This is a genomic window from Streptomyces sp. NPDC005485 (assembly GCF_040606085.1).
GTDB lineage: Bacteria > Actinomycetota > Actinomycetes > Streptomycetales > Streptomycetaceae > Streptomyces.
Genome location: NZ_JBEXDZ010000214.1, coordinates 1 through 13,357 on the forward strand (window position 1 = coordinate 1; position 13,357 = coordinate 13,357).

The 13,357-nt window shown below is 71.5% G+C and carries 7 protein-coding genes; 3 read left to right on the top strand and 4 right to left on the bottom strand.

The features are described from left to right. Nucleotides 1-448 precede the first annotated feature (448 nt). The gene (locus tag ABZS97_RS40230) at nucleotides 449-997 is read right to left on the bottom strand and encodes a MarR family transcriptional regulator (protein ID WP_356147282.1); all 549 of its coding nucleotides are present in this window, start codon (nucleotides 995-997) and stop codon (nucleotides 449-451) included. A gap of 145 nt (nucleotides 998-1,142) precedes the next feature. Here ABZS97_RS40230 and ABZS97_RS40235 point away from each other — a divergent pair, with 145 nt between their 5' ends. Continuing rightward, nucleotides 1,143-2,414, top strand: a complete 1,272-nt coding sequence (locus tag ABZS97_RS40235; protein WP_356147307.1) for an MFS transporter — start codon at nucleotides 1,143-1,145, stop codon at nucleotides 2,412-2,414. Nucleotides 2,415-2,442: 28 nt separating this feature from the next. Here the strand turns inward: ABZS97_RS40235 and ABZS97_RS40240 are convergent, their stop codons facing one another. Together ABZS97_RS40240 and ABZS97_RS40245 are read right to left on the bottom strand one after the other, a co-directional pair. Beyond that, nucleotides 2,443-4,086: a SpoIIE family protein phosphatase gene (locus ABZS97_RS40240; RefSeq protein WP_356147285.1), complete on the bottom strand. Its 1,644-nt coding sequence runs from the start codon at nucleotides 4,084-4,086 to the stop codon at nucleotides 2,443-2,445. Between the two features lie 255 nt (nucleotides 4,087-4,341). Then, nucleotides 4,342-5,706, bottom strand: a complete 1,365-nt coding sequence (locus ABZS97_RS40245) for an NAD(P)/FAD-dependent oxidoreductase (RefSeq protein ID WP_356147292.1) — start codon at nucleotides 5,704-5,706, stop codon at nucleotides 4,342-4,344. 374 nt (nucleotides 5,707-6,080) lie between these two features. Here ABZS97_RS40245 and ABZS97_RS40250 point away from each other — a divergent pair, with 374 nt between their 5' ends. Together ABZS97_RS40250 and ABZS97_RS40255 are read left to right on the top strand one after the other, a co-directional pair. Next, on the top strand, nucleotides 6,081-6,872 hold the full coding sequence (locus ABZS97_RS40250; RefSeq protein WP_356147298.1) for a helix-turn-helix domain-containing protein: 792 nt from the start codon (nucleotides 6,081-6,083) through the stop codon (nucleotides 6,870-6,872). A 519-nt stretch (nucleotides 6,873-7,391) separates the two neighbouring features. Next, complete coding sequence (locus ABZS97_RS40255) at nucleotides 7,392-9,383, top strand: sigma-70 family RNA polymerase sigma factor (RefSeq protein ID WP_356147301.1); 1,992 nt, start codon at nucleotides 7,392-7,394, stop codon at nucleotides 9,381-9,383. A 117-nt stretch (nucleotides 9,384-9,500) separates the two neighbouring features. On the opposite strand, the gene ABZS97_RS40260 is transcribed toward ABZS97_RS40255, so the two are convergent. Further along, entirely contained in the window at nucleotides 9,501-12,866 is a 3,366-nt protein-coding gene (locus ABZS97_RS40260; RefSeq protein ID WP_356147304.1) for a BTAD domain-containing putative transcriptional regulator, read from the bottom strand. Nucleotides 12,867-13,357: the final 491 nt, after the last annotated feature.

Sequence of the window (13,357 nt, forward strand, 5' to 3'; positions counted from 1 at the left end):
CCGAATGGCCGGAGACGGGGTATCAACATATCTGGCGTTGATTTTTGGCACGCTGTTGAGTTCTCAAGGAACGGACGCTTCCTTTGTACTCACCCGCAGAACATTTTCTGGGGCTTTCCTCCGGGCGCTTCCCTTCGGTCTTGCGTTTCCGACTCTATCAGATCCTTTCGGGCTTGATTCCCAGTCAGCGGGCTTGTCTTCTTCGGCTGTTGGGCCGTTCCAACGTCCCTAACTTTAGCGGATTCTCCCGGCAGTTCCTAATCGGGCTGCCGAGTCCAAATCGAATAGAATTCGGGCACGCCGAATTCATCCCATTGGGAGATCGTGCTGAAGGTTTGGGTGCCGCATCAGCGGCGGAGGTGCCACCGCAGAACCGTTACGGCTCCGTGGCAACTCGAAGAACCTTACGGACCGGGCAGGGCAGTGTCAACCTCCCCTGTCAAGATCTTTAATCCAGGTCGCTGAGCCGGCCGCCCGCGTCAGGCTGAGCGTGCTCCACGCGCCGTAGAAGACGGGTCAGGACCTCGCCCAGGACGCCGCGGTCCTCCGCGGAGAGGTCCTGGAGGAGGTCCTCCTCGAAGACCGTGGCCAGGCGCATCGCCTCCAGCCACTTCTCCCGGCCCTCTCCGGTGAGCTCCACGATGACGCGCACGCGGTTGGACTCGTCGCGCTCCCGGGTGACGAGCCCCTCCGTGACCATGCGGTCGATGCGGTGGGTCATCGCGGCCGGTGTCAGGCCCAGCCGTTTGGCGAGGTCGCTCGGGCCCATGCGGTACGGGGCGCCGGAGAGCACGAGTGCCTTGAGGACCTCCCACTCGGCGTTGCTGATGCCGAGCGTGGCGGTCTGGCGGCCGTAGGCGACGTTCATCCTGCGGTTGAGCCGGCCCAGCGCGGAGACGATCTTCTCGACCTGGGGGTCGAGGTCCCGGAACTCGCGCTGGTAGGCGGCGATCTGTTCTTCGAGTGTCGGCTCACTGACGCCGGGGGTGTCGCCCATGGCCGAAGTATCGCACGGGGCCGCTTGGTGTTGAAGTCCTTCGAGGTGTACTGTTTAGGTCTTCTAACTTTAACTTCGAAGTCTTCAGCCCGAACAGCTACGCGCGGAGACTTCACGATCAAGGCAGGTGAAAGTGACCAGGGCGATGGGCGCAGCGATGCGCCGGATCCACGTCGGCAACGCACTTGGAGCGTTCGGGCTGGGCTTTACGGTCCCCTTCCTCTACGTCTATGTGGCGCAGGTGCGGGGACTCGGCTCCATGACGGCGGGCGTCGTGCTCGCCGTCTTTGCCGTGGCCGCTCTTGTCGTGCTGCCGTTCGCCGGGCGGGCCATCGTCCGGCGCGGCCCGCTTCCGGTCCTGCTCACCGCCCTGGTCACTGCCGCCGTCGGAGCAATGAGCCTCGGGCTCGCGAACAGCGCGACGACCGTGGTGCTGTCGGCGGCCGCGCTCGGTGCCGGGCAGGCCGTCATGCAGCCGGCGCTCGCGACGATGATCGTGGACTGCTCCACCACGGAGACCCGGTCCCGGGCGTTCGCCATGCAGTTCTTCCTGCAGAACCTCGGGCTCGGCGTCGGTGGTCTGATCGGCGGCCACATCGTCGACACCTCGCGTGCGAGCTCCTTCACGCTGCTGTTCGCGATCGAGGCGGCGATGTTCCTCGTGCTCGTCGTGATCATGTCGACGGTGCGGATGCCGCACGCTCCGAAGGTCGGCGGTGCGCCGCAGGGCAAGGGCGGAAGCCTGAAGCAGCTGATGGGCAACCGGGCCATGGTGCAGCTGTGCGTGCTGGGCTTCGTGCTGTTCTTCGCCTGCTACGGCCAGTTCGAGTCGGGGCTCTCCGCGTACGGCGTGGAGGCGGCCGGGATCTCGACGTCCGCGCTGGGTACGGCGATGGCGGCGAACACGGCCATGATCGTGGTCGCGCAGTTCGCCGTGCTGAAGTTCGTCGAGCGCCGGAAGCGGTCCCGGGTGATCGCGGCCGTGGGGCTCATCTGGGCCGTCGCCTGGGTCGCAGCCGGGTACGCGGGCCTCGGGCACGGGAGCCAGACCATGGCGACCGCCGCGTTCGTGTCGACGTACGCGCTCTTCGGTCTCGGTGAGGCGATGCTGTCGCCGACGGTGGCCCCTCTGGTGGCCGACCTGGCGCCGACGGGGCTGGCGGGTCAGTACAACTCGGCTTTCGCCCTGGTCAAGCAGCTCGCGCTGGCGATCGGTCCGGCGGTGGGCGGCCCGATGGGGGCGTCGCTGCACGCGCCGTACGTCGTGACGTTCCTGCTGTTCTCGCTGGGCATCACGTTCTTGGCGATGCGGCTGGGGCGACAGCTCACCCCGGTGCAGAACCAGCCGTCGCTGGCGAGAAGCCGCGTGGTCGCGCAGGGAAACACCCCGGCGGAGCCGGTACCGGCGAACGCCTGAGCCGGAGGGGCTGATTTCAGCCCGGCTTTCAGCCCGGCAGAACGAACTCGCACCACACCGCCTTGCCTCCACCCGGGGTGCGTCGCGAGCCCCAGTTGGAGGCGATCGTGGCGACGATCGCGATGCCGCGGCCTGCCTCGTCGGCGGGCTCGGCGCGGCGGCGGCGCGGCAGGTGGTCGTCGCCGTCGGTCACTTCGATGATCAGGCGGCGGTCGGTGCGGCGCAGACGCAGGCGCATGGGCGGGGTGCCGTGCTGGAGGGAGTTGGCGACGAGTTCGCTGGCCGCCAGGACGCCGAGGTCGTGCAGTTCGGTGGGGAAGCGCCAGCTGGTCAGGACGCCGGAGGCGAAGGCACGCGCGCGTGGAGCCGCTTCCACGCCGCCCAGCAGCTCAAGGGCGGCGTTGCGGAAGAGCTCGCCGTCGGGGCCGGTGCGGGCGGGGTGCTGGAGGACCAGGACGGCGACGTCGTCGTCGTGGTCCGCGGTGACGCCGGCCGAGCGGACGAGACGGTCGCAGACGACCTGAGGTGTGCCGGTGGCTCCGGACAGGGCGCGCGCGAGCGCGGCGATTCCCTCGTCCAGGTCGGCGTCGCGCCGCTCGACGAGGCCGTCGGTGTAGAGGACGGCGGTGGAGCCGGGGCCGAGCGCGACGGAGCCCGAGGCGTGGATCCAGCCACCGGTGCCGAGCGGGGGTCCGGTGGGTTCGTCGGCGCGGACCACGGTGCCGCTCTCGTCGCGTACGAGGATCGGCAGGTGGCCCGCGGAGGCGTACACCAGGCGTCCCTCGTTGGGGTCGTGGACGGCGTACGCGCAGGTGGCGATCTGGTTGGCGTCGATCTCGGTGGCGAGGCCGTCGAGAAGCTGGAGGACCTCGTGCGGGGGCAGGTCGAGGCGGGCGTACGCGCGAACGGCCGTACGGAGCTGGCCCATGATCGCGGCAGCGCGGACCCCACGGCCCATGACGTCGCCGATGACGAGCGCGGTGCGGCCGCCGCCGAGGGTGATCACGTCGTACCAGTCGCCGCCGACCGCGGCCTCCGTGCCGCCGGGCTGGTAGGTGGCGGCGATGCGCAGGTCGTCGGGCTCCTCCAGTTCCTGCGGCAGGAGTGAACGCTGGAGGGTGACGGCGGTCTCGCGCTGCTCGCGTTCGCTGGCGCGCAGCCGCTCGGCGGCCTCGGCGTGGTCGGTGACGTCGGCGGCGAAGATGAGCACGCCGCCCGCGCTGTCCTCGGGCACGTCGACCGGGGTGCACGTGAACGTGTAGGAGCGGCCGCCGGGCGCCTTGCGGGACTTGACCGTGCGCGGCTTGGAGCTGCGCAGCACCTGGTCGAGGAGCGGGAGCAGGCCGAGTTCGTCGAGTTCGGGCAGGGTCTCGCGGGCGGGGGCGCCGACGGCGCGGGCGCCGAAGGCCGCTTCGTAGGCGTCGTTGACGTAGGCGACGCGGTGGTCGGGTCCGTGCACGAGGGCGACGAGCGCCGGGACGCGGTCGAGGACCTCGCGGACGGGCAGGTCGTCGATGGCGGGCACGCACGGCGGGTCGTCGGTCAGCTGCTCGGCGCGGGCCGCGGGCACGGAGCCTTCCCCTCGCCGGTCCGGGGTGACCGCGGGGTCGGTCCGTGCCGCGGCGCGGCGCTGCGTTCCGGGGAGCCGGGCGCTCCAGCGCGTGAAGTTCACGAATCCATGCCTTGTGTTTGTCGTCTCCGGCCTGCTCCGGATCCGGCCGGGGGTCCGACCCGCGTGTGCAGACGCTCTGTAGCACTGCGCTCCCGGGGGATACAGCACTGGGGAAGAAGCCTCGTTGGTTCGATGAGCGTGCGCTCGTGGGTTCGGTGAGCGGACGGTGGGCCCGCCCGAGGTCATGGACCAGTCTGGCCGACCGGACCGGCATCCGTCAGACGCCGGCCCTTCCGGTGGAGTTCCTGGGTCCGCTCAGGACGACCCCTTCGGGTCCTGAGGAGGCTTTCCACCGGCCGCGAGTTCGAACTCCGCCCGTGGGTGTTCGAGCGACCCGAGGGACACGATCTCCCTCTTGAAGAGCCCTGACAAGGTCCATTCGGCGAGGACACGGGCCTTGCGGTTGAAGGTGGGCACCCTGCTCAGGTGGTAGACGCGGTGCATGAACCACGCAGGGTAGCCCTTCAGCTTGCGTCCGTAGACATGTGCGACGCCTTTGTGCAGTCCGAGGGCCGCGACGGAGCCGACGTATTTGTGCGCGTACTCCTGGAGGGGCTGTCCGCGCAGTGCGGCGGCGATGTTGTCGCCCAGGACCTTGGCCTGGCGTACGGCGTGCTGGGCGTTGGGCGCGGTCTCCTTGCCGGGTTCCGCGGCGGTGACGTCGGGGACGGCGGCGGCGTCGCCCGCGCCCCACGCGTGCGTGACGCCGTCGACCGCCAGTTGGGCGGTGCACTTGAGGCGGCCGCGTTCGTTCAGCGGGAGGTCGGTGGCCGCGAGGACGGGGTGCGGTTTCACCCCGGCGGTCCACACGACCGTGCGCGTCGGGAAGCGGGATCCGTCGCTCAGGACGGCGACCCGGTCGGCGCACGAGTCGAGGCGGGTCTCCAGGCGTACGTCGATATTGCGTCGGCGCAGCTGGGTGACGGTGTACTTGCCCATCTCCTCGCCCACCTCGGGGAGGATGCGGTTCGAGGCCTCGACGAGGATCCACTTCATGTCGTCGGCCTTGACGTTGTGGTAGTAGCGCGCGGTGTAGCGGGCCATGTCCTCGAGTTCGGCGAGCGCCTCCACTCCGGCGTAACCGCCCCCTACGAAGACGAAGGTCAGGGCCGCGTCGCGGATCGCCGGGTCGCGGGTGGAGGAGGCGATGTCCATCTGCTCGATGACGTGGTTGCGCAGGCCGATGGCCTCTTCGACGGTCTTGAAGCCGATGGCGTACTCGGCGAGGCCCGGGATCGGAAGGGTGCGCGAGATCGAGCCGGGGGCGAGGACGAGTTCGTCGTACGTCAGTTGCTCGGTGCCCCCGTCCTCCGCGGTGGCGAGCGTGGTGAGGGTGACGGTGCGCTTGGCGTGGTTGATGGACTGTGCCTCGCCGATGACGACCCGGCAGCCGTCGAGGACCCGGCGCAGGGGGACGACGACGTGGCGCGGGGAGATGGATCCGGCCGCGGCCTCGGGAAGGAAGGGCTGATACGTCATATAGGGGTCGGGCGAGACCACCACGATCTCCACGTCGCCCCGCCCGAGTTCGGGTTTGAGCTTCCGCTGCAGACGCAGAGCGGTGTACAGCCCCACGTAGCCGCCGCCGACAATGAGAATGCGCACAGGTTCCTTCACCATCCCATGACGCACCCAGCTCTGGAGTTTGTCCACAGGCCCGGCAATTTGTGTGACCGGCCGCCGTCGGCGCGGAGGGTTGGCCGATTTGTCGGAGTGCGGGGAAGGTTCGCAGGTCAGCGGGTGTGAGCGGGGTGGCAGTAGGGGGCGCAACCGGGACGTATCCGGCCCGTACTCCGATCGGGGGGCGCTCCGTGCGGAACCTGCCCCTTCTGAATTGACCCCCTCTCAACTATGTTCGTGTGTCGACGGGGTGTAGGGGGATGCGCTCGGCAGGTCCGGACTGGGACCTGTGAAACATGCTTGTTCCCGCACGCCCCGGCTGCCAATGGCGGGGAGAGTCTCCGGGGGGAGACGTCATTACCGGGGGAACGCTTATGCACATTCAGGACTCTCATTGGTCGTCCGCGTCTGCCATCACATCCGGTGGCGCGGTCGGCGCGGCGGCGGGCAATGGGCGCGGTCCGGGAGACGGACCACGTTCCACACCGCTGCGCGTGGATGCACAGCGCAATCTTGAGCACGTACTGCGCGCGGCGCGCGAGGTCTTCGGCGAGCTGGGGTACGGCGCGCCGATGGAGGACGTGGCGCGGCGCGCGCGGGTCGGTGTCGGCACGGTGTACCGGCGCTTCCCGAGCAAGGACGTGCTGGTCCGGCGGATAGCCGAGGAGGAGACCTCCCGGCTGACCGACCAGGCCCGGTCCGCGCTCGGCCAGGAGGACGAGCCGTGGTCGGCGCTGTCGCGCTTCCTGCGGACGTCCGTGGCCTCGGGTGCGGGGCGGCTGCTGCCGCCGCACATCCTGCGGGTCGGTGTCGCCGACGAGCGGGCCGACGGAGTCGTGGTGGACGAGGCGCGGGTGCCGCAGCAGCGGACGCAGGCGACTCCGGAACTGCGGCTGGTGGAGCAGCGCACGGCGCCCGAGGCGGAGGTGCTCTCGCCCGACGGCGACGAGTTCGACGCCGGTGCGGTCGCGCTGCTCGAGGTCGTCGGGCAACTCGTGGAGCGGGCGCGCGAGGCCGGCGAGCTGCGGGCGGACGTCACCGTGGCGGACGTCCTGCTGGTGATCGCCACGGCGGCGCCCTCGCTGCCGGACGCGGCGCAGCAGGCGGCGGCCTCGGCACGGCTGCTGGACATCCTGCTGGAGGGACTGCGGTCGCGGCCGTTGTGAGCAACGACGGCCGCCGTCGGAGACGACCGGCCGCCGTCCGCGTCACCGGTCGTTGTGAGCCGCCGCGGCTGTAGTGAGCGGCATCCGGCGCCGTGAGACGACGCCCGGTGTCGTGAACGGGTGCCTCGGCGGACTCCTGGGCCGGGCGCTGCGCAGCTCGCGTGCGGACGGCTCAGGCGGCGTGGATGGTCATGTGTGCGCGGGGGGCCGCCCGCGCACGGATGCCGTCCTGGCTTCAGCCGTCCCGCCCTCAGCCGTCGTGCGCTCAGCCGTCCCGCCCTCAGCCGTCGTGCCCTTTGGCCGTGCTCCCGCTCTCGCATGCGGGCTATTCGGTTGAATCATCAACTCCCGCACGAGAAACGTTCGTTGACTATTCCCCAATCGGGTGACCGCTAGTGCTCCGGTGTGCCAAAACCCCCCGGACGAGTGGTTGGCTCGTACGGCCGGGCTCTGTCCGGCGGCTGTGTGGCACGCTGTCCCGATATTCGGGTCCGAGTGTGCAGGCGGGGGCTTTCCGCGATGAGCGTTGACGGGCGGGACGAGTCATCCGGTGACGGTGGCGCCGAGACCGGTGGGCTGCCCTCACAGTCACAGCAGGTGCCGAGCCAGGGCGGCCCGTCGTCCGGCAACTCGGGCGGCCCGGGCGGCTCGGACGGCTTCCGTGGCGTGTCGACGCCGGGTCCTGTCGGTGGCGCCGGTGCCGTCGGGGATGTACCCGAGCCCAGTGTTCCGCCGCAGCGCGAGCGGCGTGACGGCGGGATTCTGCCGCCCCCGCGCGAGCAGGACGCAGATCTGCCGCCCTCCGACGCCGACCTCATCGAGCGGATGCGCTCGGGCGACGACACGGCGTACGAGGAGCTGTACCGGCGCCACGCCGAGGCCGTGCGCCGTTACGCCCGCACCTGCTGCCGGGACGGGCACACCGCGGACGACCTGACCGCCGAGGTCTTCGCCCGCATGCTGCAGGCGGTGCGCGGCGGCCACGGCCCCGAACACGCCGTACGCGCGTACCTGCTGACCACGGTCCGCCGGGTCGCCGCTAGCTGGACCAAGTCGGCCAAGCGCGAGCACCTCGTCGACGACTTCGCCGTGTTCGCCGCACAGGCCGCCCGCAGCTCCGAGATCTCCGACGACGACACACTGGATCTCGGCGCGGATGTGCGCGCGATGCACGAGGCCGAGCAGTCCATGGCCATGCAGGCGTTCCGGTCGCTGCCCGAGCGCTGGCAGGCCGTGCTGTGGCACACCGAGGTCGAGGACGAGTCGCCGAGCTCCGTCGCCACGCTCTTCGGCCTCGACGCGAACGGCACACGCGTCCTGGCCAGCCGCGCCCGCGAGGGCCTCAAGCAGGCCTACCTCCAGGCCCATGTGAGCACCACGCTCACCATGGACGAGGAGTGCGCGCGCTACGCGGACCGGCTCGGCGCGTACGCGCGCGGCGGGCTGCGCACCCGTGCCGAGCGCGGGCTGCGCAAGCACCTGGAGGAGTGCGCCAAGTGCCGGCTGGCCGCGGGCCAGATCAAGGAAGTCGCCAGCGGGATCCCCGCGGTCGTGCCGGTCGCCGTCATCGGCTGGTTCGGTGCCGCCGGGTACGCGAAGGTCGCCGCGCTCATCGCCGGGGGCGCCGGTGCGGGGGCGGCGGGAGCAGCAGGTGCGGCCGCCGCGGCGGGCGGCAGCTCGGGCGGGGCGGGCGCCGGGGGCGCGGCGGCCTCGGAGGGGCTGGGCGCACCGGTCAAGGCCGGTATCGCGGCGGGCGTCGTCGCGGTGGCGGCCGCAGCGGTGGCGCTTGCCCTGGTGGGCCACGACAGCCCGGCCAAGAAGCCCGAGGCCAAGCCGGCCACCTCGCCCGCGGTGGAGGCCCCGGAGCCGACCCCGACCCTGACGCCGTCGCGGAAGCCCGCGCCGAGGCCTCCGGTGGTGGCGCCCGAGCCGACCCCGACGCCCACACCCACCCCGAAGCCCAAGCCGACACCCAAGCCGACGCCGACCCCGACACCCACGAAGGCGAAGCCGAAGCCCACCCCGACCCCGACGCCGACACCCACCCCGAAGCCCACACCGACCCCGCCGCCCGAGCCGGTCGTCTACCAGTGGAACGAGCTGCAGTACAGCATCACCGGCGACCACACCCAGCCCGAGATGCGGCTCGGCGAGAGCAGTTGGGTGTGGCAGCGCTGGGGTGTGTCGATCGGGCACAAGACGTACACGCACGGCGTGACCGTCCACGGCGAGTCGTCCGTCACCATCGATCTCAACCGCAACTGCTCCGCGTACGACGCCCTGGTCGGCGTCGACGACATGACACTCGGCCTCGGCCGACTGCGCTTCTCGGTCTACGCCGACGGGGCCCGACTCTGGCGGTCACGGCTGATCACCGGCCATGACCAGGCCGTCCCTCTGCACGTGAACCTCACCGGCCGCAAGACGATCCGCCTCGTCGTCGAACCCCACACCCCGTTCGACTCGGTGGCCCTGGGGGACTGGGCGGAGTCGAAGTTCCTGTGCACTTGAGGTCTCCTGAGCGCACGGCGGAGCGCCAGGGGGTGTTTTGAAAGTCCCGCACAGCACCCACGGCGCCCGGCACGCACCGAACACCGCGGGCACCGCACAGGACTTTCAAAACACCCCCTAGGCGACCGGAATTTCCACCAGTGCCTCGGCCAGGTCGCGCAGCGCGTCGTCGGGGGTGAAGGCTTCGCCCGCCGCCCGCTCGGAGGCGTAACGGACCGGGCCCAGGGCCAGGGTGGCTGCGGACTGGGTGCGTTCGGCGTCCCTGTGCTGCTGCGGAGGCCGCGGGTGGCCGCCGCGCCAGCGGTCACCGGCGGCGAGCAGACGGGTCGCGCGCGCATGGTCGCCGAGCTCGGCCAGCAGCTCCGCCGCGCCGTCGGTGAAGCCCCCGAGGACCACCTCGGCGCACCGGCCGGCCAGCGCCTGGCGCAGGGCGTCGACGAACTTGCGCAGACCGGCCGCCGGTCCGGACTCGGCGGCCGTGACGATCGCGTCGACCCAGTTCAGCGTCGCCATGAACTGCGGGGGCGGGTCACCATGGAAGCTGCTGTCGCGCGCCTCCTCCCAGAGTCGGCGGGCGTAGCCGATCTCGTGGTCGTCCATCGCTATCTGGGCCCGCAGCAGTTGGACGAACGCGCGGGAGTCCGCGACCCCGTATCGGTCGGAGGCCTCGCTCGCCTCGTTCAGCCCGGCCAGGGCGCGGTCCCGCTCCCCCGAGCGGTAGGCGATCTCGGCGAGCCGCGCCAGCAGGAAGGGTGCCTCGGCGTATGCCCCCACTTCGTAGGCGAGCCGGAGGGCCTCCTCGTACTCCCCCTTCGCCTCCTCGAAGGAGCAGCGCGCCATGGCCGCCTCACCGGCCGCGCTGCACACCTGGGCCCGTACCCAGCGGTCCCCCACACGGCGGCTGAGCACGCGCAGCTCCGCGAGGTCGTCGTCCACGCCGAACATGCCGCCCAGGGAGTCGACGGCCATGTGCGTACGGAACATCAGGGCGACGGCGACCTCCCAATCCCCGCCGTACACACGGCAGTTGGCGACCGTGGCGTCCAGCGGGGCGCGCACGGCGGCAGGACCGTCCACGAAGAAGGCCGCCAGCGGCCAGACGATGCCCGGCATACGCGCGGCTTCCGGGCCGCCCTTCGCGAAGGCGGACCGCACCCGGTCGGCGTACTCCGGCATCCGGCCTTTGCGCATCGCCTCCAGCGGCCCCGACTCCACCACCATGAACAGGTGGAACATGCGCAGCCGCATCCGCATGATGTGCAGCGGGTGGCGCTCCTCGTGCTCCGCGAAGTCGAGGAAGGCGGTCACCGGGTCGAAGGCGTCCAGCTGCCCGAGGAGGGCCTCACTGCCGACGTCGGGAGCCGCGCACCGGATGACGCCCCGCCCGGCTGCAGACGGTCCACCCGGGTCGATCGCGTCGAGCGCCACGCCCAGCCGCAGGACGCGGTCCGTCCACTCCGTGCCTTCGCGGCGGAGGTTGCGCAGCCACCAGAACCAGCTCATGGCGAGGACGAGGGCACCGGCCTGCTCCTCGTCACCGGCCACGGTGCTGCGGTAGAGGGCGGCGCGGATGTTCTCCAGCTCCGTCTCCAGGCGCTGGATCCACGGGAGTTGCTCGGCGGAGCGCAGCAGCGGCTCGGCCTTCTCGACGAGGGCGCGCGCCCACGACCGGTGGCGGAACTCGGCGGCGGCACGCAGCTCGGGGGTTTCGGCGGCGCGCTCGGTCGCGTACTCGTGGATCGTCTCCAGCATGCGGTACCGCATGCTGCCCGTGCCGTCTCCGTCGTACGCGACGATCAGGGACTTGTCGACGAGCGCTCCGACGAGGTCGGCGGCGGGCCCGCTGCAGACGGCCTCGGCGGCCCCGAGGTCCCAGCCGCCCGCGAACACGGACACCTCACGCAGTGCCGTGCGCTCCCGCTCGTCGAGGAGGTCCCATGACCAGTCGACGACGGCGCGCAGGGTCTGCTGGCGGGGCAGCACGGTGCGGCTTCCGGAGGTGAGCAGGCGGAAGCGGTCGTCGAGCCGGTCGGCGATCTGACGCGGAGTCATCAATCGCAGCCGGGCGGCGGCCAGCTCGATGGCCAGCGGCAGGCCGTCGAGCCGCCGGCAGATCTCGTCCACGGCGCCGGCCTCGCCGTCCCCGTCCGGGTCGGGGCGGACCGCGGCGGCACGCTCCATGAACAGCCGGTGCGCGGGGTCGGGCGGCAGGGGTTCGACCGGGCGCACCAACTCGCCGGGTACGCCGAGGGGTTCGCGGCTGGTGGCAAGGATGGTGAGCCCCGGGCAGTGCGTCAGGAGGGTCTCGGCGAGCTCGGCCGCGGCGGCGATGACATGTTCGCAGTTGTCAAAAATCAGGAGTCGGCTGCGCTGGGCGCAGTACTCGAGGAGCAGGGCGACCGGGTCGTCCTTCGGAACCGCCAACTCGTTGGTGATCAGCGCGGTTTCGCGCAGACCGAGGGCACTGACAACCGCGCCCGGGACCGCCTCCGGCCGGTCGAGCGGGGCGAACTCGACCAACCATGCCTGCGGAAGCCCGGCGGCGGCTTCCTCGGCAAGACGGGTCTTTCCCGAACCTCCTGGTCCGGTCAGCGTGACCAGGCGGGCCCTGTGTACATCCGAACGGATGGCGTCGAGCTCGGGTTCCCGTCCGACAAAGGAGTTCAAACGAGGACGAATATTCCCGGTCCGCTCGCCCCGCGAGACAAATTCGGCCCCCTGCCGACCCGTTCCCTGCCGACCCGTCCGAGGGCCCGCCCCGTCGCCCTTCCCCTCCAACAACTGTGTGTGCAGGGTTCGAAGTTCCGGCCCTGGGTCGGCGCCCAGTCCGTCCAGCAGGGTGCGGCGCACCCCCTCGTACGCGTCGAGGGCGTCCGCGCCGCGCCCGGAGTCGCGCAGCGCGCGTATCAGCAGCGCCTGGAGCGCCTCGTCGTACGGGTGGGCCTGCGCCAGCTCCTTCAACTCCGGTACGGCATCGGGGGCGCGGCCGAGCCGCAGGTCCGCCTCGGCGCGGGCGCGCGTCGCCTCCAGGCGCAGGGCCTCCGGGCGGGTCGCGGCAGTGCGGTCGGGGAGGTCGGCGAGGGCGGGCCCGCGCCACAGGGTGAGGGCCTCGCGCAGGGTGCGGGCGGCGGTGTGCGCGTCGCCGCGGCCGAGGGCGTCCTTGCCCTCCTCCACCCGGCGCTCGAAGACGAAGAGATCCACGTCGTCGCGGGTCGCCGTGAGCCGGTATCCGCCCACCTCGGAGGCGATCGCGTCCTTGCCGACGGCCCTTCGCAGGCGCCCTACCAGCGCCTGCAGCGCCGCCGACGCGTCGGCCGGCGGGGCGTCCCCCCACACCTCGTCGATCAAAGCCTCCGGCGTGGCGGTACGGCCGGTTCGGTGGGCCAGGGCGGTCAGCAGCGCGCGTACGCGGGGGCCGCCCACGGGTACGACAGCTCCCTGCTCGTCCTCGGCCTGGGCCACACCCAGAATTCTGTACCGCACCTCCCCATTCTCCCCGCCCCCGCGCCCCACGCCACGGGGTTTCCCCGGCAAGCCGCAACCCACCTCCGGGGCGGGGCAAACCCCGGGCACCCTTTTTTCGGACGGTCACCCGGGGTGGGTGGGCAAACCCCGGGCTCCCCTTGTTTCCTTGTCACCCGGTGTTGGTGCCGGCGGGGGGTGGGTCACGCAGCCCGGCGCTTACGGGGTGCCGCTGCGCCCACCCGTGCCGCCCCTGGCGGCACGATTGCCCGCAGTGACGAGGCTTCGCCGCCCTCGGCGTCACACGCACCGCAGAAACGCGGCTTCGCCGACCCCCGGCGCCACACACACCTACCGCTGCCGGGTGGGCAACCGTCCCTACCTACACGCACGCCCGCAGAAACGCGGCTTCGCCGGCCCCGGCGCCACACGCACCGCCACAGCGTGGGTGGGCAACCGCCCTGACCCGCACGATTGCCCGCAGCTACGCCAGCCACCCGCAGTGAGCGGCA

What these genes read in the sequence shown, in the direction of transcription:
- ABZS97_RS40230 (WP_356147282.1), bottom strand. Translation starts at nt 997, where the DNA reads ATGGGCGACACCCCCGGCGTCAGTGAGCCGACACTCGAAGAACAGATC.
- ABZS97_RS40235 (WP_356147307.1), top strand. Translation starts at nt 1,143, where the DNA reads ATGGGCGCAGCGATGCGCCGGATCCACGTCGGCAACGCACTTGGAGCG.
- ABZS97_RS40245 (WP_356147292.1), bottom strand. Translation starts at nt 5,706, where the DNA reads ATGGTGAAGGAACCTGTGCGCATTCTCATTGTCGGCGGCGGCTACGTG.
- ABZS97_RS40250 (WP_356147298.1), top strand. Translation starts at nt 6,081, where the DNA reads ATGCACATTCAGGACTCTCATTGGTCGTCCGCGTCTGCCATCACATCC.
- ABZS97_RS40255 (WP_356147301.1), top strand. Translation starts at nt 7,392, where the DNA reads ATGAGCGTTGACGGGCGGGACGAGTCATCCGGTGACGGTGGCGCCGAG.